Source organism: Nonomuraea roseoviolacea subsp. carminata, assembly GCF_024172185.1.
Lineage (GTDB): Bacteria > Actinomycetota > Actinomycetes > Streptosporangiales > Streptosporangiaceae > Nonomuraea > Nonomuraea roseoviolacea.
This window is the reverse complement of the sequence record NZ_JAMZEC010000001.1, coordinates 9,309,104-9,330,251: the sequence shown is the minus strand read 5'-3', so window position 1 is coordinate 9,330,251 and position 21,148 is coordinate 9,309,104. Positions and strand designations below refer to the sequence as shown.

Sequence of the window (21,148 nt, the reverse complement as noted above, 5' to 3'; positions counted from 1 at the left end):
TGCCGACATGGCGTCCTTGGTAGGGGAAGAACCGCTGCTTTTGACGCAGGAGCTGGATCTCATCGCCTTCGGGCAGCGCCTGCGTCACCTGCGCAAACAGCGTGGCCTGACCTTGTCGGACCTCGGCGCGCGCGTCAGCAGGGCCCCCAGCCAGCTCTCGCTGCTGGAGAACGGCAAGCGCGAGCCCAAGCTGTCCCTGCTCAAGGCACTGGCCACCGCGCTCGGCGTGCCCGTCGAGGAGCTGCTGCGCCGCCAGCCGCCCAACCGCCGCGCCCAGCTGGAGATCGCCCTGGAGGAGGCCCAGCGCGACCCCATCTACGCCGCGCTCGGCCTGCCCAAGCTCAAGGTCTCCGCGCGCGTCCCCAACGACGTGCTGGAGCACATCCTCGGCCTGTACGGCGAGCTGCGCGCGCGCCAGGCCCGCGGCACCGCCACTCCCGAGGAGGCCAGGGCCGCCAACGCCGAGCTGCGCCGCCGCCAGCGCGAGCTGGGCAACTACTTCCCCGAGATCGAGAAGGCTGCCGCCGAGGCGCTGGCCGCCGTCGGCTACCGCACCGGCGCGCTGTCCCAGAGCATGATCCAGAGCCTGGTGACCCACTTCGGCTACACCGTGCACACCGCCCAGGACCTGCCCCGGTCCGTACGCTCCATCACCGACCTGCGCAACCGCCGCATCTACGTCAAGCACGAGCAGCTCGGCATGCACACCCCGCGCACGATCCTGCTCCAGACGCTCGGCCACCTCGCCCTCGGCCACGGCAAGCCCCGCGACTTCGCCGACTTCCTGCGCCAGCGCACCGAGGCCAACTACTTCGCCGCGGCCGTGCTCGTCCCCGAGAAGGCCGCCGCCCTCTACCTCCAGGAGGCCAAGGCCGACCGGGCGCTGTCGGTGGAGGACCTGCGCGACGTGTTCGCCGTGTCGTACGAGATGGCCGCCCACCGCTTCACCAACCTGGCCACCCACCACCTCGACCTGGTCTGCCACTTCGTCCGCAACGACGCCGGCGGCACGATCTACAAGGCGTACGAGAACGACGGCATCGTCTTCCCCGCCGACGAGCAGGGCGCGATCGAGGGCCAGCGGATGTGCCTGCAGTGGTCGGGGCGCCAGGTGTTCGTCTCGCCGGACCGCTTCTCCGTCTACTACCAGTACTCCGACTCGCCGACCGGCACGTTCTTCTGCGTCGCCCACGTCGACCCGTCGCGCGAGCGGGACTTCGCGATCACCCTCGGCGTGCCGTTCCGGGAGTCGCGCTGGTTCCGCGGCCGGGAGACCACCCACCGCACCCGCAGCAACTGCCCCAGCGGCGACTGCTGCCGCCGCCCGCCCGCCGACCTGGCCGAGCGCTGGGAGGGGTACGCCTGGCCGTCGGCCCGCGCCAACTCGCACGTGCTGGCGGCGCTGCCGCCCGGCTCGTTCCCCGGCGTGGACGAGGCGGACGTCTACACCTTCCTCGAACGGCACGCCATCACCGTCTGACCCGCCAGGGGACCGGGCGGTGGAGGGCCGCGGAACGGCGCACCCTAAGCTTGGGCCATGGGGTGGACGGGGGAGGATTGTGTGCCTGCTGAGGTGCGCGCCTGGACGCGCCGCCGCAGCTCACGGGTCGCGGACTGGCCGGCGCACGCGCTGGCCGAGGCGAAGGGCGACACCACCGTCAGCGTGGTGCTGCCGGCGCGCGACGAGCGCGAGACCGTGGGCGACATCGTCCGGGTGATCCGCGGCGAGCTGGCCGCCCTGGTGGACGAGGTCGTCGTCATCGACTCGCGCTCCACCGACGACACCGCGGCCGTCGCCGCCCGCGCCGGCGCCCGCGTCCACGCGCAGGACGACATCCTGCCGCACCTCGAACCGCTCGGCGGCAAGGGCGAGGCGCTGTGGAAGTCGCTGGCCGTCACCGAGGGCGACATCCTCGCCTTCGTCGACGCCGACATCCGCCATTTCCGGGCCGAGCTGGTGACCGGCCTGCTCGGGCCGCTGCTGTCCGACCCCGGCGTCGTCTACGTCAAGGGCTGCTACGACCGGCCGCTCGGCGGGGCGCCGACCGGCGGCGGGCGCGTCACCGAGCTGGTCGCCCGGCCGCTCATCAACCTGCACTGGCCGCACCTGTCCGGCTTCGTCCAGCCGCTGGCGGGCGAGTACGCGGGACGGCGCTCGGCGCTGGAGCGGGTGCCGTTCATCACCGGCTACGGCGTGGAGCTCGGGCTGCTGGTCGACCTCGCCGAGCTGGCCGGGCTCGACGCGCTGGCCCAGGTGGACCTGGGGGTGCGCGAGCACTCGCACCAGTCCACCGAGGCCCTGGGGGCGATGGCGGCGCAGATCATGCTGGCCGCGTGGTCCCGGCTGGAGCGGCAGGGCAAGATCCAGGCGTTCCACCGGCCCGGCTCGCGGCTGACGCAGTTCCGGCGCGGCGAGCACGGCCACGAGGCGGTGGTCCAGGACGTCTCCATCGCCGAGCGGCCGCCGATGAGCACCGTGCGCGAGCCCCGGCCCGGACGGGCCACGGGCCGCCCGTAGGCCCTGGCCGCACGGCGTACTGGCCGGTAGGGTTCTGGTCCATAGAGCTACTCACCGGTAGGGTATGGCCCGGCCTCCTCTCAGGCCCTCAAGGGCCGGCCGGCCTCTTCTCAGGGAGCGTGTATGGGCGGGTTCGGTCTGGAGCTCGGCGACGACGTCATCGAGGTGCGCGACTGGGTGCGCGCGTTCGCCCGCGATGTCATCCGCCCGGCGGGCGCCGAGTGGGACGAACGCGAGGAGACCCCCTGGCCGATCATCCAGGAGGCCGCCAAGATCGGGCTGTACTCCCTCGACTTCTTCTCCACGCAGTGGTTCGAGGAGAGCGGGCTGGCACTGCCCGTGGCGTTCGAGGAGATCTTCTGGGGCGACGCCGGCATCGGCCTGTCGATCGTCGGCACGGGCCTGGCCGCCGCGGCCCTCGCCGCCAACGGCACGCCCGAGCAGATGGGCGAGTGGCTGCCGCAGATGTTCGGCACCCCCGACGACGTCAAGCTGGGCGCCTTCTGCGCCTCCGAGCCCGACGCCGGCTCCGACGTCGGCGCCATCCGCACCCGCGCCGTCCGCGACCGGGGCGACTGGGTGCTCGACGGCGTCAAGACGTGGGCCACCAACGGCGGCATCGCCGAGGTCCACGTGGTGGTCGCCTCGGTGGACCCCGACCTCGGCACCCGCGGCCAGGCCACCTTCGTCGTCCCGCCGGGCACGCCCGGCCTGTCCATGGGACAGAAGTTCCGGAAGCACGGCATCCGCGCCTCCCACACCGCCGAGGTGGTGCTCGACGGCGTCCGCGTGCCCGGCTCGTGCCTGCTCGGCGGCAAGGAGAAGCTCGACGCCCGGCTGGCCCGCGTCCGCGCCGGGGAGCGCGCCGGCGAGCAGGCGGCGATGCGCACGTTCGAGACGACCCGCCCGTCGGTCGCCGCGATGGCGGTCGGCATCGCCCGCGCCGCCTTCGAGTACGCCCGCGACTACGCCCGCGAACGCGAGCAGTTCGGCCGCCGGATCGGCGAGAACCAGGCCATCGCGTTCCTGCTGGCCGAGATGGCGACCCGGGTCGACACGGCCCGCCTGCTCACCTGGCGGGCCGCCTGGATGGCCCGCAACGGCAAGCGCTTCGAGCAGGCCGAGGGCTCGATGTCCAAGCTCGTCGCGGGCGAGACGGCGGTGTGGGTGACGGAGCAGGCCATCCAGATCCTCGGCGGAGCGGGGTACACGCGGGAGCACCCGGTGGAGCGCTTCCACCGCGACGCCAAGATCTACACCATCTTCGAGGGGACGTCGGAGATCCAGCGGCTCATCATCGGCCGCGCGGTGACGGGCCTGCCGGTCCGCTGAGAGATCCGGTGCCGCTCTCCGGCGACCTCCGGAGGACCCGTTCCGGTGGCGCCGCCACCCCGGATGGTGAGACCCGCGCCGCCGTCACCGATCCGCCGGAACGCACGATAGTTCGCGCCCTGCCGGGGTAGCTGGACGACTGCCGCAGGAGACGGGAGTCACGTATGAGCACGATGGTGGGCAACTGGAAGATGGCGATCACCGACGGGTGCATGCCCGGCGACCGGCTCGTCCTGTTCAACGCCGGAGCCGGGAACGCCCACGTCGAGCTGACGTTCTGCGCGGAGGGCGGCCGGCCGCTCGGGCCGTTCCGCGTGGTCGTCCCGCCGCAGCGCACGCGGTCCGCGACGCTGGAGGAGCTGGCCGGTTCCGGCCTTGCGTCCCGGCGCGTGCCGTACGGCGTCGTGGTGCTGTCGGACGTGCCGGTGCTCGTGCGGCCCCACCCGGCGGACCAGGACGCGGCGCAGACACGGCGGCCGGCGGCCTGAGCCCCGGCTGTCACTTCCACACGGCCTTGCCGAGGATGGCGTCGAGACCCGGCGTCTTCCAGTGGTCGACGACGATCACCTTCTTGGCCCGCACGTACCAGACGCGCTGGGTGTAGAAGGCGACGTTCGTCCTGGCGCCGTCGCACGACACCTTCCACTCGGTGAACTGCGCCTGCTGCCCGGTCCCGAACGCCACCTTCGCGGTCTTGACCCGCGTGGCCCGCCCCCCTCGCATCCGAAGTCCCGTGCACGTTCTCGTCGCGGGCCGTTCCGCGCGGTCCGGGGGATGCTGGTTCAGGTGCTGCGGTCCAGGTCGGCCGCCGCCTCCCGCAGCCGTTCCATGGCCGCCAGGACGGCCGGGTCGGAGAACTCCAGCCCCGACCGGTCGCAGGTGTCGATCACGGTGAGGGCCGCGTCCTCCAGGTGGTCCACCTCGGCGTCCGCGGCCAGCAGGACCGCCAGGTGCCGTACGGACTCGATGAGCGGGGTCAGGGCGGGCGGGTGGTGGCGCATGACCTGCGCCAGGCGTGCCGCGGCGGCGCGGAACTCGGTCTCGGCGTCGTCGGGTGTCACGACCGCCGTCCCTTCTCGAAGGTCCGTCCCTTGGGGCGAGAAGCCATCCCTTCAGTGATGATATCCACCTCTTCGCGCCGAGTCCTGCCAGGCCGCGTCCCCCCACGGCACGGGGGAGAGGGGCCAAGGTCCCGGACCGCCGTGCCGTATGGCCCTGCCCGGACCCCACCCCCGCCGCGAGGCTGGACGGAGGAGCGCGCGAGGCTGGAAGCAGGACCGGTGGGGCCGGAACGAGAGGCGGCGGGCTGGAACCGGAACCGGTGGCGCTGGACCGGGTGGCCCGCGAGCTTGACCGAGCGGCGGCGGGGGTGCGCGATGGGGGACATGATCCGGTGGGTGGTGCTGCGCGTGCGCCTGTACCGCCCCGACCGCAATCCGGTGCGCCGCCGCTCCGACCGGCTGGAGGCGGTGGGCGCGGTGGTGGCGCTGGCCCTGCTGCTGCTCAGCGTCTGGCCCGCGGTCGTCGTGGGACGGATGGCCTACGACAACGGGACGCGGGCCGAGCGGGCGGGGGCGAGCGCCCGCCGGGCCGTGACGGCGACGCTCGTGCGGGACGCGCCGACCACGATCGCCGAGGAGCACGTCGACCTGGGGGCCAAGGTCGAGGCGGTGGCCCGCTGGACCGGCCCGGCGGGCAAGCCGATGACCGGGCCGGTCACCGCCCCGGCAGGGGCCAGGGCGGGCACGCGGGTGTCCGTGTGGGTGGACGCCCGCGGCGTCCCGGCCTCGCCGCCGCGGCGCCACGGGGAGACGGTGTTCGACACGGTCACGGCGGCGCTGCTGGTGCTGGCGGCGGGCGCGGTGGTGTCGCTCTCGGGCTTCCGGGGGCTCAGATGCCTGCTCGACCGGGGACGGTACGCGGCGTGGGACGCCGCCTGGGCCGAGGCCGCCCGGCGCTGGCGCCGCGCCTGACCCACCCCTTCCGGTACTTCGAGGTGATCCTGGCGGATTCTGTCGTACCCCGCGTTCACACTCACCGTGACACCGTCCACCCGTCGAGGACAGGAGGGACCCATGGCGAGGGGATCCGGACGTGGGAAGGGCCGGCGCGCGTCGCGCGGCAACGGCGACCGGTGGTTCCTGGCGCTCGTCGGCGTGCTCGCCGTGGGGGCGCTCGTGGCGGAGTTCGCGCGCGCCCATCCGGGGTGGGCGGCGGCGATCGCCTGCCTGCTGGTCGTGCTGGTCGTGGGCGGTCTCGTGCTGCGGCACCGCGCCATCCAGGCGGCCCGGTTACGGTTCCTGGCCGGGAACGCCCAGTTGGAGAAGGTGGACCGGATGACCGGCACCCAGTTCGAGCACCTGGTCGCCGAGCGCATGAGCGCCGACGGGTTCCGCCAGGTGCGGGAGCGGGGAGGCGGCGGGGACCGCGGCGTCGACATCACGGCCGTCGCCCCCGGCCACGGGCGGTACGCCGTCCAGTGCAAGCGCTACAGCAAGTCGGTCGGCGCCCCCGAGGTGCGGAACTTCCTCGGCGCGCTCGCCAACACCTTCGCCGGCCACACCGGTGTGCTCGTCACGTCCGGCCGCCTCACCCGGCAGGCCCGGCAGGAGGCGCTGGGCGCCCGTGAGCCGCTGATCGTGATCGAGCGCGACCTGCTCGCGGACTGGCTGCTCGGGACGTACTCGCCGCTGCCTGCCGGCCCCGCCCCGCGGCTCGTCGAGGGCGAGGAGCCCGCCACCTGAACGGCGCGGGCCCGTCACAGCCTGCGGATGTTGACCGCCACGTAGTCGAAACTGTCCTGCTTCTGCTCGACCACGTCGAACTCGACCTCGTCCCCCTCCTCCAGCGCCCGGTAGCCGGTGGCGACGACCTCGCTGAAGTGGCCGAACGCGTCGCGGCCCGGCGGCAGGGCGGCGGAGGAGATCGCGCCCCAGCCCTTCTCGGCCTTCCAGAACTTCACGATTCCCCGTGTCATGGCCTCACAGTGGCAAACCCGGCGGGCCACGCGCCAGCCGATAAGGCGGATGACGGCGTGCTAGGCGGGGGTCGCCCTCGACAGGCGGGAGGTCAGGGTGCGGATGTAGGCGATCAGCTCCGGCGGCTCGTGGACCTCGAAGTCCACGTCGAACATGCCGAGCGTGAGCGCCAGCCACTGCAGCGAGTCGGCCGCCGTGTGCAGCCGGCACGTGCGCTCGTCCACCACCGTCAGCACCCCGTCCTGCGGGCGCAGCCGCTCGGCCACCCGGGCGAACGGCGCGTGCAGCGTCACCACCGCCCGGTGGCGGGCCAGCGAGGAGGTGACCGACTCGGCGACGTAGCGGGCGATGTCCGGCGCGGGCAGCTCGCGCGGGCGGAACCGCTGCCCGGCCGGCGCCGGCGAGGTCAGCCGGTCGGCGCGGAAGGTCCGCCAGTCGTCGCGGTTGACGTCCCAGGCCACGAGGTACCACTTGCGGGCCAGATGGACCAGCCGGTACGGCTCCACCAGCCGCGTGCCGTCCTCCCCGTCGCGCTTGCGGTAGGCGAACTTCAGCCGCTCGCGGTCGCGGCACGCCTGGGCGATCACGGTCAGCACCTCGGGGTCGGCGGCCGGGCCCTGGGAGGTCAGCGGCACCGTGTAGCCCTGCAACGCGCTCACCCGGCGCCGCAGGTGGCCGGGCAGCACCTGCTCCAGCTTGGCCAGGGCGCGCACCGACGTCTCCTCGATGCCGGCCACCGTGCCGCCCGCGGCCGTGCGCAGGCTGATCGCGATCGCGACCGCCTCCTCGTCGTCGAGCACCAGGGGCGGCATCGCCGTGCCGGCCTCCAGCCGGTAGCCGCCGCCCATGCCGGGGGCGGCCCGCACCGGGTAGCCGAGCTCGCGCAGCCGGTCGATGTCGCGGCGCAGCGTGCGCGGGCTCACGCCCAGCCGGGCGGCCAGCTCGGGGCCCGGCCAGCCACGGCAGGTCTGCAGCAGGGACAGCAGGCGGATCATGCGGGACGGCGTACTGGCCATGGCCCGAGGATGGCAGGTAAAGCGGACAGGGCCCGTCCGCAATGCGCCCTGTTCGTCCTTTCCCGGCGAACGGGCGGCGCGGGTCAGCCGGTCCAGGTGACGCGCTCGCCCGAGGGGTGCTCGCGCACGTACCCCGGCGTGCGGCCGAGCCGCACCTCGATCCGGCCGCCGTCGGCGTCCTTCCAGGTGAAGCCGTCGCCCACCGGCTCCACCGCGGGCGGCGGCGTGGCCGGCTCGACCCATCCCAGCAGCACCGCCGACGCGAACAGCGCCCGCCCGCCCGGGTGCTCGCCCACCAGGTACGGCGTCGCCGAGTGCTCCCCGAAGGCGTTCTCGCCGGTACGGGCCTCGACCCGCGCCCCGTACCAGCCGTGCAGGCCGGTGATGGAGCTGACCAGCGCGCCCGAGGAGACGCGGGACTCCAGGCCGTCGAGCCGGGTGCCGCACGGCTCGTCGCCCGCCAGGGCGTGGCCGCCGTCGCGGACGTGGCTGCCCTCGGGGGCGGCGACCCGGTGGACGCGCACCTCCCACGGCCCGTCCACCACGGACGCCGTCTCGACCACGACCTCGCCGTCGAAGTAGCGGGAGGCGGCGAGCCGGTCCACGACCATTAGCCGGTCGATGCGCCGGCGCCGGGTGGTGCTCCCGTCGGGGCGGATGACGGTGAGGCTGTTGTCGAGGCCGGCGGCCCGGCCCTCGGGTCCGGTCTCGGGTGCGGTGTGGGTGGAGTAGGCGAGCTTGACGTAGTGGGGGTCGTCGCCTGAGCTGTCGCGGTCGTTGCCGTCGCTGCCGTGGTTGAGCAGCCGCACGACGCCGCCGGAGCGGTGCAGCAGCCAGCCGGGCGCGGGCATCGCCACCGTCAGGTCCTCCCGGTCGCCGGAATCGTCGGCGGAGTCGGCGGGCTCGGTCCACACCGGGTGGCCGGGGCCGAGCAGCAGGCCGATGAAGCCCTTGGCGGCCCAGTACGGCGAGGCGGGCCCCGAGTACGCCTGTGTGACCGGCAGGAACGGCCGGTGCCAGCCGAGGCTCAGCAGCCCGTCCGCGTCGGGCACGCCGTGCCGTTCGAAGTGGGTGAGGGTGCGGCCGGCCAGCAGCCGGGTCGCGCCCGGCGACAGGGGCGTGGCGTCGAAGATCGCGCCGAGCCAGAGCGGCGCCACGGCCGCCATCCGGTACGTCAGCGACCGGCCCTGGTGCATCGGCGCGCCGTCGGGCGCGAACAGGTGCCGGTAGGACTCCAGGAACGCGCGCAGCCGCTCCCGGTAGACGCCCGGATCGGCGCCGGACATCCGCGTCCACCACAGCGTGTACAGGTGCATGGCCCAGCCGCAGTAGTAGTCGTAGTTCTGGCCCGCGCCGTCGGTGTACCAGCCGTCGCCGACGTACCAGCCCTCGACGTCGGCGAGGTGCCGCTCGATCTCGGCGGGATCGTGGGGCCCGCCGACGTTGGCCAGGAACTGCTCCACGATCACCTTGAACAGCACCCAGTTGCACGGCCAGGCGCGCTTGCCGACGATCCCGCCCAGCCAGGCGACCACGCGCTCGCGCACGGCCGGGTCGAGCCGGTCGAACAGCAGCTCCCGCGTCTCGTGCAGGGCCAGCGCGATCGAGGCGGCCTCCACGATCGTCTGGTGGCCGTCGGCGATGGGCTGCCAGGCGTGCTCGTGGCCCGGGTCGGTGCCGTGGGTCAGGCCCTCGGCGTACCTCTCCAGCAGCCCGCCGGGCGCGGCGCCGGGGTCGCCGGCGGCGCGGAAGGCGGCGAGCAGGAACGTGCGCGCGAACCCCTCCAGGCCGTCGGAGTCGGGGCCGGAGGCGCTGGCGCGTCCGGGCAGCCGGTACTGGGCGAAGCCGGGGGTGGCGTACGGGACCACGGCGTCCAGCAGCCGGTCGGCGACCGACACCCAGTGTTCGCGGGATCCCACGGTGCCCCCTCAGGCTAGGTAAGCGCTTTCCGCCTTCAGGAGACCCTAGGGACGCCGCACCCCGCCCGTCAAGGCCCAGGTCAGGCCGAGATCTCGACGACGCGCCCCCAGGCGTCGCGGTCGTCGAGGTGGTGCAGCAGGTAGTGGGCGAGGTCGGCGCGGGAGATCCTGGACCCCCGCTCCAGGTGCGTTCCCGCCGCCGTGCGGTACCGCCCGGTGAGCGGCCCGTCGGTGAGCATCGGCGGCCGGACCACGGTCCAGTCCAGCCCGGACTCCGCCACCAGCCGCTCCATGACGGCCATGTCCGCGTACGCGTGCCGGTACAGGCGCTGCACCACGAGGCGCGTGACGAGCCGCTGCGCGAGCGGCGTGCCGGGCGGGATGTCGAGACCGGCCGACGACAGGCACACCAGGCGCCGGACGCCGGCGGTGCGCATGGCGGAGACGATCGTGCCCGTGCCGCGCGAGTAGACGGTGGTCGGGTGGCGGCGGTCGCGGGTCCCGAGGCAGGACACCACGGCGTCCTGCCCGGCGACGGCGTCCTGCCAGGCGCCGGGCCGCAGGACGTCGCCGCTGACGGCGGTCAGCCGGTCGTGCCCGGCGCCGGCGGGGCGGGCGGGGTCGCGGGTGGCGGGGTCGTGGGCCGAGGGAAGGCGGGCGGTGCCGTGGGTGACACCGGCGGTGACGGGAAGGCGGGCGGGGTCGCGGGCGACGGCGGTGACGTGGTGCCCGGCGTCGAGCGCCTGCTCGATCAGCCGGGCGCCGGTGGGGCCGGTGCCGCCGAAGATCAGCAGTCTCATGCCGCGCCGCGCCCGCCGGTCAGGTCGAGGGTGGTCCCCGTGACCCAGGACGACGCGTCCGACAGCAGGTAGAGCGCGGCCTGCGCGACGTCCTCCGGGCTGCCGGCCCGGCCGAGCGGGTACGAGGCCGCCATCTCGGCGAGCCGTTCCGGCGGCATCGCCTGCCGCATCCGCTCGACGAGCACCGCCGACGGCGCGAGGCAGTTGACGCGCACGCCGTGGCGGCCGAGCTCGGCGGCGAGGTGCGTGGTCAGCATCGACACGCCGGCCTTGGCCGCGGCGTAGGCGGCGTTGGCGCCGCTCGGGCCGCGCCCGGCCGAGGAGGACATGGTGACGACGGCTCCCGCGCCGCGCTCGTACATGGCCGGCAGGAACGTGTGGAGCGCCAGGTAGACCGACGTGAGGTCGGTCTCGATCACCTCGCGCCACCGCTCGGGTCCCAGCCCGACGACGGGCGCGGGCGCGCCCTTGCCGCCGGTGAACGCGGCGAGCAGCTCGACCGGCCCGAAGGCCCGCTCGGCCGTCTCGCGCACGCGGCGCAGCGCGTCCTCGTCGGTGGCGTCGCCGGGCGCGGCCACGGCCGTGCCGCCGGCCTCCTCGATCGCGCGGACGAGCGCCTCGACGGCGGCCGGGTCGCGGCCGTTGACGGCGACGCGGGCGCCGTTGGCGGCCAGGGCGCGGCAGGTGGCCGCGCCGATGCCCTTGGAGCCGCCCGTGACGAGGGCGACCTTGCCCGCGAGGTCGGGATAGCGGGGTTGCGTTCCGGGGGACATCGACGAACTCCGTTCTCTTGACTGAATCATTCATAGCACAGAACTATTGGACGACGCTACCATCGCCTCATGAGTACGGACTTCGCCCCGCCGGGCCGGCCGAGAGGCACCGCGTTCCTGCTGTCCCAGGTGGGCGCCCACGCGGCGGCACGCTTCGCCGAGCGGGTGGGCGAGCTGGGGGTCGCGCCGTCCGACATCGGGCTGCTGCGCATGATCGCCCTCCAGCCGGGCCGCAGCCAGCAGTCGCTGGCCGCGGAGCTGGGCGTCGTGCCGAGCCGCGTGGTCGCGCTCGTGGACGGCCTCGAACGCAAGGGCCTGGTCGAGCGGCGGCGCAGTCCTCGCGACCGCCGCAACCACGAGCTGCACCTCACCGAGGAGGGCGGCCGGGTGATGGCCGCGATGCGCACCCTCGGGGCCGCGCACGAGGACGACATCTGCGCCGCGCTCGACGAGGACCAGCGCAACCAGCTCGCCGCGCTGCTGGAGGCCATCGCCGCCCAGCAGAACCTGACCCCCGGCGTCCACCCCGGCTACCGGCAGACGTCCGCGCCGCCCCGCTGACCGCGCCCGCGCGCCTGCGGCAGGCGATTGACTACTCATGGTGATATGCACAGGTAGGACGGGTAAGCCTGTGACGTGAGCCGTGCGGCGAGGAGGAGACGGGGGGCCGCGGCCGCGCTGGCGGCCGGGATCGCGCTCCTGCCCGCCGCCTGCGCCACGGGCGGCCAGGCAGGCGTCCCGCTCATCAACCTCTACAACTCGCCCCAGGAGAACCTCGCCGCCATCGTCGCCCGCTGCAACACCGAGGCCGGGGGCCGCTACCGGATCGTGCTCAACACCCTCCCGCGCGACGCCGACGGCCAGCGCGAGCAGCTCGTGCGCCGCCTGGCCGCCGCCGATCCCGGCCTGGACGTGCTCGGCCTCGACGTCACCTGGACCGCCGAGCTGGCCGAGGCCCGCTGGATCCGCGAGTGGACCGGCGAGCACGCCAAGCAGGCCCGCGCGGGCACGCTGGCCAAGCCCCTCGACACCGCCACCTGGCGCGGCAGGCTCTACGCGGCGCCGTACAACACCAACGTGCAGCTCCTGTGGTACCGCTCCGACCTGGTGCCGCGCCCGCCGCGCACCTGGGGCGAGATGGCGGCCGTCGCCGCCGGCCTCGCGGCGCGCGGCCTGCCGCACTACGGGGAGGTGACCGGCGCCCAGTACGAGGGCCTGGTCGTCTGGTTCAACAGCGTCGTCGCCTCCGCCGGCGGGCGCATCCTGCAGCTCGGCGGCACCCGCGTGGCGCTCGGCCCGCCCGCCCTGGAGGCGCTCACGGTGATGCGCGACTACGCCCGCTCCAAGGCGGCCGACCCGTCGCTGCCCAACACCCAGGAGGACTCGGCGCGGCTGGCCATGGAGGGCGGCAGGGCCGCGTTCGAGGTCAACTGGCCGTTCGTCTACGCGTCGATGGCGGCCAACAAGCCCGACCTGCTGCCGCACTTCAAGTGGGCGCCCTACCCCGGCATCCACGGCCCGGGCGCCTCGCCGCTGGGCGGCGCCAACTTCGCGGTCAGCTCGTACTCCGCGCATCCCGAGCAGGCGTTCCAGGCGGCGCTGTGCCTGCGCGACCCGGTCAGCCAGCGCACCGCCGCCGTCCGGGACGGCCTGCCGCCCACCATCGAGGCGGTGTACCGGGACCCGGCCATGGCCGGGCCGTACCCGATGCGCCAGGCCATCCTCGACGCGCTCAAGACGGCCGCGCCGCGACCGAAGACGCCCACCTACCAGAACGTCTCCACGACGATCTCGGCGGCGCTGTCGCCGCCCGCCTCCATCGTCCCGCCCGTCACGCTGGCCAGGCTGCGCGAGCAGATCGCCCTCGCCCTGCGCAGCCAGGGGGTCCTGCCGTGAACCGCGGGAAGGGCCGGGCGCTCACCGAGGGGCAGCGGGCCGAGCGGCGGCTGGGGCTGTGGCTGTGCGCCCCGGCCGCGATCGTCATGGTGGTGGTCACCGGCTGGCCGATCGTCTACTCGGTGCTGCTGTCGCTCCAGCGCTACGACCTGCGCTTCCCCGAGGACAAGGCGTGGATCGGGCTGTCGAACTACGCCACCGTGCTCACCAGCGAGGTGTGGTGGAACGCCTTCTGGGTGACGCTGCTCATCACCGTCGTCAGCGTCGCGATCGAGCTGGTGCTGGGCATGCTGCTGGCCTTCGCGATGTACCGGGCGATCGTCGGCCGCGGCCTGATCCGCACGGTCGTGCTCATCCCGTACGGGATCGTCACGGTCGCCGCCGCCTACGGCTGGAAGTACGCCTGGACGCCCGGCACCGGCTGGCTGGCCGGCCTGCTGCCGGAGGGCTCGGCGCCGCTGACCGAGCGCGGCCCCGCCATCGCGATCATCATCCTGGCGGAGGTGTGGAAGACGACCCCGTTCATGGCGCTGCTGCTCATGGCCGGCCTGGCCGTGGTGCCCGAGGAGCTGATGCGGGCCGCGTCGGTGGACGGGGCGACCCTCTGGCAGCGGTTCACGCGGGTGACGCTGCCGCTGATGAAGCCGGCGATCCTCGTCGCGCTGCTGTTCCGCACCCTCGACGCGTTCCGCATCTTCGACAACATCTACGTGCTGACGAACGGCTCCCAGGGCACCGGCTCGGTCTCGATCAGCGCCTACCACAACCTCATCGGCGGCCTGAACCTCGGCATCGGCTCGACCATGTCCGTGCTCATCCTCGTCACCGTCGCGATCATCGCGGTGGTCTTCATCCTGGGGTTCGGCACGGCCGCGCCCGGAAGCGAGCGGTGATGGAGGCCGGCCGCCGGAGCGTCTCCGGCTGGACCGTCGCCAACGTCGTGGTCGTGCTGTACGCGATGGTGCCGGTGCTGTGGATCGCGTCGCTGTCGTTCAAGGACCCCAGCACGTTCACCGACGGCTCGTTCATCCCGCGCAAGTGGACGCTCGGCAACTACGCCGGCATCTTCACCAACGCCGACTTCGTCCGCGGCCTGGTCAACTCCATCGGGATCGGGCTCATCTCGACGTTCGTCGCGATCGTGTTCGGCACCATGGCGGCCTACGCCGTGGCCCGGCTCACCTTCCCGGGCAAGCGGCTGCTCATCGGCGTGTCGCTGCTGATCGCGATGTTCCCGCAGATCTCGCTGGTCAGCCCGCTGTTCCAGATCGAGCGGGCGCTCGGCCTGTTCAACACCTGGGCGGGACTGATCCTGCCGTACATCACGTTCGCGCTGCCCCTGACGATCTACACGCTGTCGGCGTTCTTCCGCGAGATCCCGTGGGAGCTGGAGAAGGCCGCCAAGATGGACGGCGCGACGCCGTTCCAGGCGTTCTGGCAGGTCATCGTGCCGCTCGCGGCACCCGGCATGGTGACGACCGCGATCCTCGCGTTCATCTTCTGCTGGAACGACTTCCTGTTCGCGATCTCCCTCACCTCCTCCAACGCGGCCAGGACAGCCCCGGCCACGATCTCCTTCTTCACCGGCAGCACCCAGTTCGAGGACCCGACGGGCTCGATCTCGGCGGCGGCCGTGGTCATCACCATCCCCATCGTGATCTTCGTGCTGTTCTTCCAGCGGCGGATCGTCGCCGGGCTCACCTCCGGGGCGGTGAAGGGATGACGCCACGCCATGGCTGAGATCGTGCTCGACCACGTCACCAAGAGGTACGCCGACGGGACCGTGGCCGTCGACGACTTCGACGTCCGCATCGCCGACCACGAGTTCGTGATCCTCGTCGGCCCGTCCGGCTGCGGCAAGTCCACCACCCTCAACATGATCGCGGGCCTGGAGGACATCACCGAGGGGGAGCTGCGCGTCGACGGCCGGCGCATGAACGAGCGGGCGCCGCGCGACCGCGACATGGCGATGGTCTTCCAGTCCTACGCGCTCTACCCGCACATGACGGTCCGCGAGAACATCGCCTTTCCGCTCAAGCTGGCCAAGATGGGCCGGGCGGAGATGGAGGAGCGGGTGGAGCGGGCCGCCGGGCTGCTCGACCTCGCCCCGTACCTCGACCGCAAGCCCGCCGCCCTGTCCGGCGGCCAGCGGCAGCGCGTGGCGATGGGCCGCGCCATCGTCCGCGACCCCAAGGCGTTCCTCATGGACGAGCCGCTGTCCAACCTCGACGCCAAGCTGCGCGTGCAGATGCGCACCTCCATCTCGCGGCTGCAGAAGAACCTCGGCACCACCACCGTGTACGTCACCCACGACCAGACCGAGGCGATGACCCTCGGCGACCGGATCGTCATCATGCGGGCCGGGCTGATCCAGCAGATCGGCCCGCCGCAGGAGCTCTACGACCATCCGCGCAACCTGTTCGTGGCCGGCTTCATCGGCTCGCCGTCGATGAACGTCCTGCCCGCGCGGCTGGAGGAGGGCCGGCTGCGCACGCCCATCGGCGACATCCCGCTGCGCGGCCGGCTGAGGCGCGCGGTCGAGGGCCCGGACGTGCCGCGCGACGTCATCGCCGGCATCCGGCCGGAGTCGTTCGAGGACGCCGCCCTGGTGCACGACGCGGACGGGGGCGGCACGTTCACCGGGACCGTGGACCTGCTGGAGTCGATGGGGCCGGAGAAGCTCGCGTACTTCACCCTCGACACCGGCGCCGTCCGCTCGGAGCACCTGACCGAGGCGGGCGGGGAGGAGGAGGCGGGGGAGGGGTGCCAGCTCGTGGCGCAGCTCGACCCGAAGTCGGGGGCGCGCCGGGGACAGCCGGTGCGGCTCTGGTACGACACGCAGGCCGTCCACCTGTTCCACCCGGAGACCGGCGAGAACCTCACCGAACGCTGACCGCCGGCCTCACGCCCGGGCGGTGAGACGGCGTGCCGAGACCGCACCGACGACCGGGGAGAGCAGCCACAGCAGCGGCACCCCCTCCACCAGCCAGGTCAGGCCCGCCGTGAGCAGCCAGAACGCCCCGACCGTCAGGAGGGTGGCCGCCTGCACCCGCATCGCGGCCACGTCCGTCCCCGGCCGCAGCACGTCGTCGCGCAGGATCGCCCGCAACAGCGCCGCCTGCGCGAACAGCAGCGCCGCCACCGCCGCGGCGAACACGCAGACGGTCAGCGGGTTGGACACCGACTCGCCGATGAGCCCCGTGGCGTACGGCAGCAGCACGACGACGACGAGCAGCGGGACGTGCCTGGCCATGATCCGCGGCGACACGCGGGTGACCAGGTCGAGGGTGCGGTGGTGCTCCCGCCAGACGCCCCACAGGATGAGGAACGCGATGACGAAGGCCAGCCACGTGGTCCAGTTGCCGCTCAGGAAGTCCCACAGCCGGGCGGCCATGACCAGGCGCGGCTCGTCGCCCTCGACCACGCCGGCGGGCGGGCGGTGGATCTCCACGACGAGCAGCGTCATGGCGATGGCGAACACGGCGTCGACGAACGCGCCCACCCGCTCGTGCGTCATCCCCGCCGCCACCGGCTCCGGCTCGCCCAACGATCCCACCCCCGTCACGGAGCGTAACCAGGGATCGCGCGACGCCGACGCACGCGAGCCACCGGGCGGCGTGTCCGCCGCACCCCGGCGCGGCTAGAGTGCGGGCGTGATGTCGCAGACGTACCTCTCCCAGCTCTTCTCCCTCGACGGCAGGGTCGCCGTCGTGACCGGCGGCAGCTCCGGCATCGGCCGGGCCATCGCCGGGGCCCTCGCCCGCGCCGGCGCGAGCGTGGTGATCGTGGCGCGCCGCGAGCCGGAGCTGGCCGCCACCGTCGAGGAGCTCACCGGCGACGGCTGCCGCGCGGCCTGGGTCAGCGCGGACCTGAGCACCCGCGACGCCGTCCGGGCCGCGGCCGAGGAGGCGGCCGCCGTCTACGGGGAGCCCGACATACTGGTCAACAGCGCCGGGATCAACCTGCGCCCGCCCATGGACGAGATGACCGACGACGTCTGGGACCTCACCATGGCGGTCAACCTGGAGGCGCCCCACCTGCTCGGCCGGCGGTTCGGCCCCGGCATGGCCGAGCGCGGCTACGGACGGATCATCCACGTCAGCTCGCAGCAGGCGCACCGGGCGTTCGTGCAGAGCGGCGTCTACGGCGTCTCCAAGGGCGGCCTGGAGTCGCTGGCCCGCTCGCAGGCCGAGGCGTGGTCGTCGCGCGGCGTCACCAGCAACACGCTCGTGCCCGGGTTCGTGATGACGCCGCTCAACGCGCGGCTGTCGGCCGACCCCCGGAAGGTGGCGGAGCTGGCCGCGCGCACCATGGTCGGCCGCAACGGGCTGGCCGAGGACTTCGCCGCGGCGGCGGTGTTCCTGGCCGGGCCCGGCTCCGCGTACGTCACCGGGCAGTCGATCTTCGTGGACGGCGGCCTGTCCGTCCACTGAGGGCCGTCTCGTGAGGACCGTCTCGTGAGGACCGTCTCGGCCGGGGAGCTCAGCCGACGCGCAGCGGTAGCGTGCGCGGGCCGCGGACCTGACCCGACGCCCAGCTCACCGCCGCCGGGTCGGCCAGCTCGAAGACCGGCATCCGCTCCAGCCACACCTCCAGCGCCAGCCGCAGCTCCATGCGGGCGAGGTGGGAGCCCAGACAGCGGTGGATGCCGAGGCCGAAGGCGGCGTGCCGGTTGACCTCGCGGTCGATGACCACCTCGCCGGCCCGCTCGAACTGCGCCGGGTCACGGTTGGCCGCCGGGAAGGACAGCAGCACCCAGTCGTCGGCCCTCATCTCGACGCCGCCCCAGCGCATGTCCTGCTTGACCAGGCGGGCCATCGTGACCGGCGCGTACGCCCGCAGGAACTCCTCCATCGCGGTCGGCAGCAGCTCCGGCTCGGCGACCAGCCGCTCGCGGTCGGCGGGTGTGCGGGCCAGGTGCCACAGCGACGCGCCGATCGCGCTCCAGGTGGTGTCGATCCCGGCGATGAGCAGCAGAGCGATCGTCCCGGCCACGTGCGAGGGTTCGAGCTTGCGGCCGTGCAGCTCGGCCTCGATGAGGTACGTCGTCAGGTCGTCGCGCGGGCGGGCGACGTGGTCGCGGATCTGCTGCAGCAGGTAGTCGAACACCTCGTCCATCCGCCGGATGCGCTCCTCGGGGGGCAGGTTGACCCCTTCGAGGGTGTTCTCGATGAACTCCCGGAAGCGCGGCCCGTCGTCGGCGGGGAAGCCCAGCATGTCGGTGATGACGCGTACCGGGATGTGCTGGGCGTAGTCGCGGGCGGCGTCCACGACGTCCCGCCCCTCCAGCGCGTCGATCAGCTCGTGGCACAGCGCCCGCGTCGCCGCCTCCCGTCTGGAGACCGCGGTCCTGGTGAACGCGGGCAGCAGCAGCTTGCGCGCGTCGTGGTGGAACGGCGGGTCGGAGGAGATCGGCGGCACGCCGCCCACCGGCGCGATCTCGCGGGGCGGCCGGAAGTTGCTCATGACGACCGCGCGCGAGGAGAAGCGCTCGGTGTCGTAGGCGATCGCCGCGACGTCCTCGTAGCGGGTCGGCAGCCACCCGCCTCCGAAGCGGCCGGTGCGGGCGATCGGGCAGCGCCGCCGCAGGTCGTCCTGGATGGGGTACGGGTCGGCCGCCCACTCCGGCTCCATGTGGGAGAAGTCGGTCGCCCAGTCGGAGACGGGCCCGACGACGGGCTCGGTGCGCGTGCCCTGGAGCGGAGCGTCGCCGCGCTGCTCGCGGTAGTCCTCGGCGAAACGGTCGTCGAGCGTCATGTCACGTCTCCTCGTCCAGTCTCCTCGTCCAGGCCGATGGCGCGCTCAGGACAGTTGGACGCCGCCAGGCGCGCGGCGCGTTCCTCGCCGGGCGGCACGGCCCCGTCGCCGACCACGTGGCCGTAACCCTCGTCGTCCTCCTCGAACAGGGCGGGGGCCAGCGTGTAACAGCGGCCGTGCCCCTGGCAGAGCCCGGAGTCGATGTGCACGTTCACCGCGTGCTCTCCTCGGTTTCTCGATGGGTGTCGGGCGGGGCGAGCGCGGTCACGACCCGGGTGAGCAGCGCGGCCCACTCCTCGTCGCCGACCGTGTGCAGGTCCGGCGGGACGAGCGCGCTGCCCATCGCCAGCAGGAGGCAGAAGTGGGCGAGCGCGTCCGGCGACAGCGCGGGGTCCAGTTCGCCGCCGTGCTGGGCGGCGCGGACGAGGGCGGCGAGCCAGCCGGCGCGCTCGCCCACGTAGTCGCGCATCGGCCGGGCGACCTCCTCGTCCCGGTGGGCCGCGACCAGCGCCTCGACGATGAGATGACCGTCGGGGTCGGGGCGGCGGGGCAGCGACCGGCCGGCGACCAGCAGCACGTCGGTGACCGAGCGGCCGGGGTCGGCGGCGAGCAGGTCGGCCAGCAGCCGCCGCCCGTGCGCGCGCAGCGCCGCGACGAGCAGCTCGGCCTTCGAGCCGAAGTGCGCGTACAGGGCGCCGTTGCTGACGCCCGCGGCGGCGGCGATGTCGGCCACCCGCGTGCCGTCGTACCCGCGCCGGGCGAACACGTCGGCGGCGGCGCGCAGCAGACGCTCGCGAGTCTCGGCGGCGGTGACCCCGGGGATGCGCCCCATGAACGAATTAAAAGATCATTCATTTAACGCGTCAAGGGCTGTGACGCTGCCGTCTGGTGCTGGTGGGGGCACCGGCGTTCGGCGAGTCGTTCGCGTCATGGGTGGATCAGATGGCACTGCGGAACGGATGTCCGGCGTCGATGATGGTCGAGGCGTCAGGACTGGGCGAACGCAGCCCCCGGAGATGCTCCCCGCCGACACTGACACCGACCTGTGGTGGACCTTCCACGAGTTCTGCCATCTCCGCGACCAACTCGCGCTCACCGCCGGATCCGCGCGGCCGCGATGCTCATCGTCGGCGAGCTCAGCTTCACCGGCCCCCTGCTGGACGCGCTGCGCTACTTCATGGATCAACGCCGCTACGATCCCTGGGCCGGAACGCTCTGGCACCACCCCACCACCTGCAGCCACCCAGGACCGCTGAAGAGCTCGACCTGCCCGGGGCGGCGCTGCTCCTGGCCGGCGAAGGTATTCGTCCCTGGCACACCACCGCAGCAGTCCGGGCATCCTTGAAGCGAGCACGGGCATAACAGTTGATCTTAAGCTCCGTACGCCACCACCGTGCGGTTTCAAGATAAAGTAGACCCTTTGAGCCTTCTCACCTGCTGGTCTTGGGGGACGCTCCTTTCACATGGAAAGGCCAGTCAGTCGTGTTGGATGAGGCTGTTGCTCGTTACGCCGACATGCTCGATCAGTTCGGTGAGGACATGGCCTACACGGTGACGGTTCCCGACTCGGGCGTCCTCACCATCGACGACGCTGTGCGTCGCATGGGATACACCGCTACCGACCTGCAGGACCCCGACGACCTGCCGCACCCCGGCGACAGCATCTCGCTTCACCAGGTCGGTGCCGGCATCGTCACCCTGGATTGGGTCTTCCCCGTGCCCGAGCGCCGACAGATGACTGACCGGCTGGGCGGCGAAGGTTTCCGGCACTGGTACGTGGCCTTCGACATCAACGGCTACACCAGCATGCACGTCCGTTACGGACAGGCCGAAGGTGACCTTGAAGGTCCCGAGCCGGCCTCCGGACCTTTCACACCCTGGACCGAGCTTCTCGGACCGTTGAGTGCCTATGTCGGTCTCTTCAACAGGTGCTATGACAGTGAGGAGGCGGATGCGTCAGTGGACATCGTCGCAGCCTGCCTAGCTGTGGTCGAAGCCGAAAGCGGCGTTCGCCTCGATTGGTCGGGATTGTTCATCATCTCACCCTCCCTGGTTATCTAAAGGTCACCTGATCCCTGCGCGGGCTAAAAAGAACGATCTTCGGTCGACTACTGTCAACTTCGATAACGCGAGCGTCCATACTTCGACGTCTATCGAAG

General features: G+C 72.9%; 24 protein-coding genes. 13 read left to right on the top strand and 11 right to left on the bottom strand.

Features of this window, described 5'->3' with window-relative positions; genetic code table 11:
- Positions 1 to 7: 7 nt before the first annotated feature.
- From HD595_RS43515 to HD595_RS43500, 4 genes are all read left to right on the top strand, one after another.
- Positions 8 to 1,480, top strand: coding sequence for a helix-turn-helix domain-containing protein (locus tag HD595_RS43515; protein ID WP_420540739.1), 1,473 nt, complete (start codon positions 8 to 10; stop codon positions 1,478 to 1,480).
- Between the two features lie 81 nt (positions 1,481 to 1,561).
- Positions 1,562 to 2,518: a glucosyl-3-phosphoglycerate synthase gene (locus HD595_RS43510; RefSeq protein ID WP_253780158.1), complete on the top strand. Its 957-nt coding sequence runs from the start codon at positions 1,562 to 1,564 to the stop codon at positions 2,516 to 2,518.
- Between the two features lie 123 nt (positions 2,519 to 2,641).
- Complete coding sequence (locus HD595_RS43505; protein WP_253780156.1) at positions 2,642 to 3,850, top strand: acyl-CoA dehydrogenase family protein; 1,209 nt, start codon at positions 2,642 to 2,644, stop codon at positions 3,848 to 3,850.
- A 164-nt stretch (positions 3,851 to 4,014) separates the two neighbouring features.
- Entirely contained in the window at positions 4,015 to 4,338 is a 324-nt protein-coding gene (locus HD595_RS43500; protein ID WP_253780155.1) for a sensory rhodopsin transducer, read from the top strand.
- 10 nt (positions 4,339 to 4,348) lie between these two features.
- Here the strand turns inward: HD595_RS43500 and HD595_RS43495 are convergent, their stop codons facing one another.
- Positions 4,349 to 4,573 (bottom strand): hypothetical protein, encoded by a 225-nt coding sequence (locus tag HD595_RS43495; protein ID WP_253780154.1) that lies wholly within the window; start codon positions 4,571 to 4,573, stop codon positions 4,349 to 4,351.
- A 59-nt stretch (positions 4,574 to 4,632) separates the two neighbouring features.
- Complete coding sequence (locus HD595_RS43490) at positions 4,633 to 4,911, bottom strand: hypothetical protein (protein ID WP_253780153.1); 279 nt, start codon at positions 4,909 to 4,911, stop codon at positions 4,633 to 4,635.
- Between the two features lie 315 nt (positions 4,912 to 5,226).
- Between HD595_RS43490 and HD595_RS43485 the strand changes: the two genes are divergently transcribed.
- A complete protein-coding gene (locus tag HD595_RS43485) occupies positions 5,227 to 5,823 on the top strand; it encodes an Rv1733c family protein (RefSeq protein ID WP_253780151.1) in 597 nt (198 codons plus the stop codon).
- A gap of 102 nt (positions 5,824 to 5,925) precedes the next feature.
- Positions 5,926 to 6,594: a restriction endonuclease gene (locus HD595_RS43480; protein WP_253780150.1), complete on the top strand. Its 669-nt coding sequence runs from the start codon at positions 5,926 to 5,928 to the stop codon at positions 6,592 to 6,594.
- Between the two features lie 14 nt (positions 6,595 to 6,608).
- On the opposite strand, the gene HD595_RS43475 is transcribed toward HD595_RS43480, so the two are convergent.
- From HD595_RS43475 to HD595_RS43455, 5 genes are all read right to left on the bottom strand, one after another.
- The gene (locus HD595_RS43475; RefSeq protein WP_253780149.1) at positions 6,609 to 6,827 is read right to left on the bottom strand and encodes a cold-shock protein; all 219 of its coding nucleotides are present in this window, start codon (positions 6,825 to 6,827) and stop codon (positions 6,609 to 6,611) included.
- 60 nt (positions 6,828 to 6,887) lie between these two features.
- On the bottom strand, positions 6,888 to 7,844 hold the full coding sequence (locus HD595_RS43470; RefSeq protein ID WP_253780148.1) for a helix-turn-helix transcriptional regulator: 957 nt from the start codon (positions 7,842 to 7,844) through the stop codon (positions 6,888 to 6,890).
- A gap of 83 nt (positions 7,845 to 7,927) precedes the next feature.
- On the bottom strand, positions 7,928 to 9,763 hold the full coding sequence (locus tag HD595_RS43465; protein WP_253780147.1) for a DUF2264 domain-containing protein: 1,836 nt from the start codon (positions 9,761 to 9,763) through the stop codon (positions 7,928 to 7,930).
- 80 nt (positions 9,764 to 9,843) lie between these two features.
- Positions 9,844 to 10,563 carry an NAD(P)-dependent oxidoreductase gene (locus HD595_RS43460; RefSeq protein ID WP_253780146.1) on the bottom strand — a complete coding sequence of 240 codons (720 nt, stop codon included), beginning with the start codon at positions 10,561 to 10,563 and terminating at the stop codon, positions 9,844 to 9,846.
- A complete protein-coding gene (locus tag HD595_RS43455) occupies positions 10,560 to 11,336 on the bottom strand; it encodes an SDR family NAD(P)-dependent oxidoreductase (protein WP_253780144.1) in 777 nt (258 codons plus the stop codon). The genes HD595_RS43460 and HD595_RS43455 overlap by 4 nt, the downstream gene beginning before the upstream one ends.
- A gap of 69 nt (positions 11,337 to 11,405) precedes the next feature.
- Here HD595_RS43455 and HD595_RS43450 point away from each other — a divergent pair, with 69 nt between their 5' ends.
- The 5 genes from HD595_RS43450 (at position 11,406) to HD595_RS43430 (ending at position 16,125) form a co-directional block, all read left to right on the top strand.
- Positions 11,406 to 11,897, top strand: coding sequence for a MarR family winged helix-turn-helix transcriptional regulator (locus tag HD595_RS43450; RefSeq protein ID WP_253780142.1), 492 nt, complete (start codon positions 11,406 to 11,408; stop codon positions 11,895 to 11,897).
- A gap of 75 nt (positions 11,898 to 11,972) precedes the next feature.
- Positions 11,973 to 13,232: an ABC transporter substrate-binding protein gene (locus HD595_RS43445; RefSeq protein ID WP_253780139.1), complete on the top strand. Its 1,260-nt coding sequence runs from the start codon at positions 11,973 to 11,975 to the stop codon at positions 13,230 to 13,232.
- Positions 13,229 to 14,125: a carbohydrate ABC transporter permease gene (locus tag HD595_RS43440; protein WP_253780137.1), complete on the top strand. Its 897-nt coding sequence runs from the start codon at positions 13,229 to 13,231 to the stop codon at positions 14,123 to 14,125. Before HD595_RS43445 ends, HD595_RS43440 begins: the two co-directional genes overlap by 4 nt.
- Positions 14,125 to 14,955, top strand: coding sequence for a carbohydrate ABC transporter permease (locus HD595_RS43435; protein ID WP_253780134.1), 831 nt, complete (start codon positions 14,125 to 14,127; stop codon positions 14,953 to 14,955). Before HD595_RS43440 ends, HD595_RS43435 begins: the two co-directional genes overlap by 1 nt.
- 9 nt (positions 14,956 to 14,964) lie before the next feature.
- Entirely contained in the window at positions 14,965 to 16,125 is a 1,161-nt protein-coding gene (locus HD595_RS43430) for an ABC transporter ATP-binding protein (protein WP_253780132.1), read from the top strand.
- Positions 16,126 to 16,134: 9 nt separating this feature from the next.
- Here HD595_RS43430 and HD595_RS43425 read toward each other — a convergent pair whose 3' ends face one another.
- Positions 16,135 to 16,797 (bottom strand): TMEM175 family protein, encoded by a 663-nt coding sequence (locus HD595_RS43425; RefSeq protein ID WP_253780130.1) that lies wholly within the window; start codon positions 16,795 to 16,797, stop codon positions 16,135 to 16,137.
- A 91-nt stretch (positions 16,798 to 16,888) separates the two neighbouring features.
- Between HD595_RS43425 and HD595_RS43420 the strand changes: the two genes are divergently transcribed.
- On the top strand, positions 16,889 to 17,665 hold the full coding sequence (locus tag HD595_RS43420) for an SDR family NAD(P)-dependent oxidoreductase (RefSeq protein WP_253781461.1): 777 nt from the start codon (positions 16,889 to 16,891) through the stop codon (positions 17,663 to 17,665).
- Positions 17,666 to 17,714: 49 nt separating this feature from the next.
- Here HD595_RS43420 and HD595_RS43415 read toward each other — a convergent pair whose 3' ends face one another.
- Genes HD595_RS43415 through HD595_RS43405 form a run of 3 tightly spaced genes read right to left on the bottom strand, consistent with a single transcriptional unit; the run spans position 17,715 to position 19,821 of the window.
- A complete protein-coding gene (locus HD595_RS43415; RefSeq protein ID WP_253780128.1) occupies positions 17,715 to 18,989 on the bottom strand; it encodes a cytochrome P450 in 1,275 nt (424 codons plus the stop codon).
- Entirely contained in the window at positions 18,986 to 19,204 is a 219-nt protein-coding gene (locus HD595_RS43410) for a ferredoxin (RefSeq protein ID WP_253780126.1), read from the bottom strand. Before HD595_RS43410 ends, HD595_RS43415 begins: the two co-directional genes overlap by 4 nt.
- Positions 19,201 to 19,821: a TetR/AcrR family transcriptional regulator gene (locus HD595_RS43405; protein ID WP_253780123.1), complete on the bottom strand. Its 621-nt coding sequence runs from the start codon at positions 19,819 to 19,821 to the stop codon at positions 19,201 to 19,203. The genes HD595_RS43410 and HD595_RS43405 overlap by 4 nt, the downstream gene beginning before the upstream one ends.
- Positions 19,822 to 20,471: 650 nt before the next feature.
- On the opposite strand from HD595_RS43405, the gene HD595_RS43400 reads away from it, so the two are divergent.
- Entirely contained in the window at positions 20,472 to 21,050 is a 579-nt protein-coding gene (locus HD595_RS43400; protein ID WP_253780120.1) for a hypothetical protein, read from the top strand.
- Positions 21,051 to 21,148: the final 98 nt, after the last annotated feature.

Excerpts from the sequence above, each read along its gene's own strand:
- HD595_RS43495 (WP_253780154.1), bottom strand. The coding sequence starts at position 4,573 with ATGCGAGGGGGGCGGGCCACGCGGGTCAAGACCGCGAAGGTGGCGTTC.
- HD595_RS43480 (WP_253780150.1), top strand. The coding sequence starts at position 5,926 with ATGGCGAGGGGATCCGGACGTGGGAAGGGCCGGCGCGCGTCGCGCGGC.
- HD595_RS43420 (WP_253781461.1), top strand. The coding sequence starts at position 16,889 with ATGTCGCAGACGTACCTCTCCCAGCTCTTCTCCCTCGACGGCAGGGTC.
- HD595_RS43460 (WP_253780146.1), bottom strand. The coding sequence starts at position 10,563 with ATGAGACTGCTGATCTTCGGCGGCACCGGCCCCACCGGCGCCCGGCTG.
- HD595_RS43475 (WP_253780149.1), bottom strand. The coding sequence starts at position 6,827 with ATGACACGGGGAATCGTGAAGTTCTGGAAGGCCGAGAAGGGCTGGGGC.
- HD595_RS43430 (WP_253780132.1), top strand. The coding sequence starts at position 14,965 with ATGGCTGAGATCGTGCTCGACCACGTCACCAAGAGGTACGCCGACGGG.
- HD595_RS43485 (WP_253780151.1), top strand. The coding sequence starts at position 5,227 with ATGGGGGACATGATCCGGTGGGTGGTGCTGCGCGTGCGCCTGTACCGC.
- HD595_RS43405 (WP_253780123.1), bottom strand. The coding sequence starts at position 19,821 with ATGGGGCGCATCCCCGGGGTCACCGCCGCCGAGACTCGCGAGCGTCTG.
- HD595_RS43455 (WP_253780144.1), bottom strand. The coding sequence starts at position 11,336 with ATGTCCCCCGGAACGCAACCCCGCTATCCCGACCTCGCGGGCAAGGTC.
- HD595_RS43450 (WP_253780142.1), top strand. The coding sequence starts at position 11,406 with ATGAGTACGGACTTCGCCCCGCCGGGCCGGCCGAGAGGCACCGCGTTC.
- HD595_RS43435 (WP_253780134.1), top strand. The coding sequence starts at position 14,125 with ATGGAGGCCGGCCGCCGGAGCGTCTCCGGCTGGACCGTCGCCAACGTC.
- HD595_RS43470 (WP_253780148.1), bottom strand. The coding sequence starts at position 7,844 with ATGGCCAGTACGCCGTCCCGCATGATCCGCCTGCTGTCCCTGCTGCAG.
- HD595_RS43505 (WP_253780156.1), top strand. The coding sequence starts at position 2,642 with ATGGGCGGGTTCGGTCTGGAGCTCGGCGACGACGTCATCGAGGTGCGC.
- HD595_RS43500 (WP_253780155.1), top strand. The coding sequence starts at position 4,015 with ATGAGCACGATGGTGGGCAACTGGAAGATGGCGATCACCGACGGGTGC.
- HD595_RS43415 (WP_253780128.1), bottom strand. The coding sequence starts at position 18,989 with ATGACGCTCGACGACCGTTTCGCCGAGGACTACCGCGAGCAGCGCGGC.
- HD595_RS43515 (WP_420540739.1), top strand. The coding sequence starts at position 8 with ATGGCGTCCTTGGTAGGGGAAGAACCGCTGCTTTTGACGCAGGAGCTG.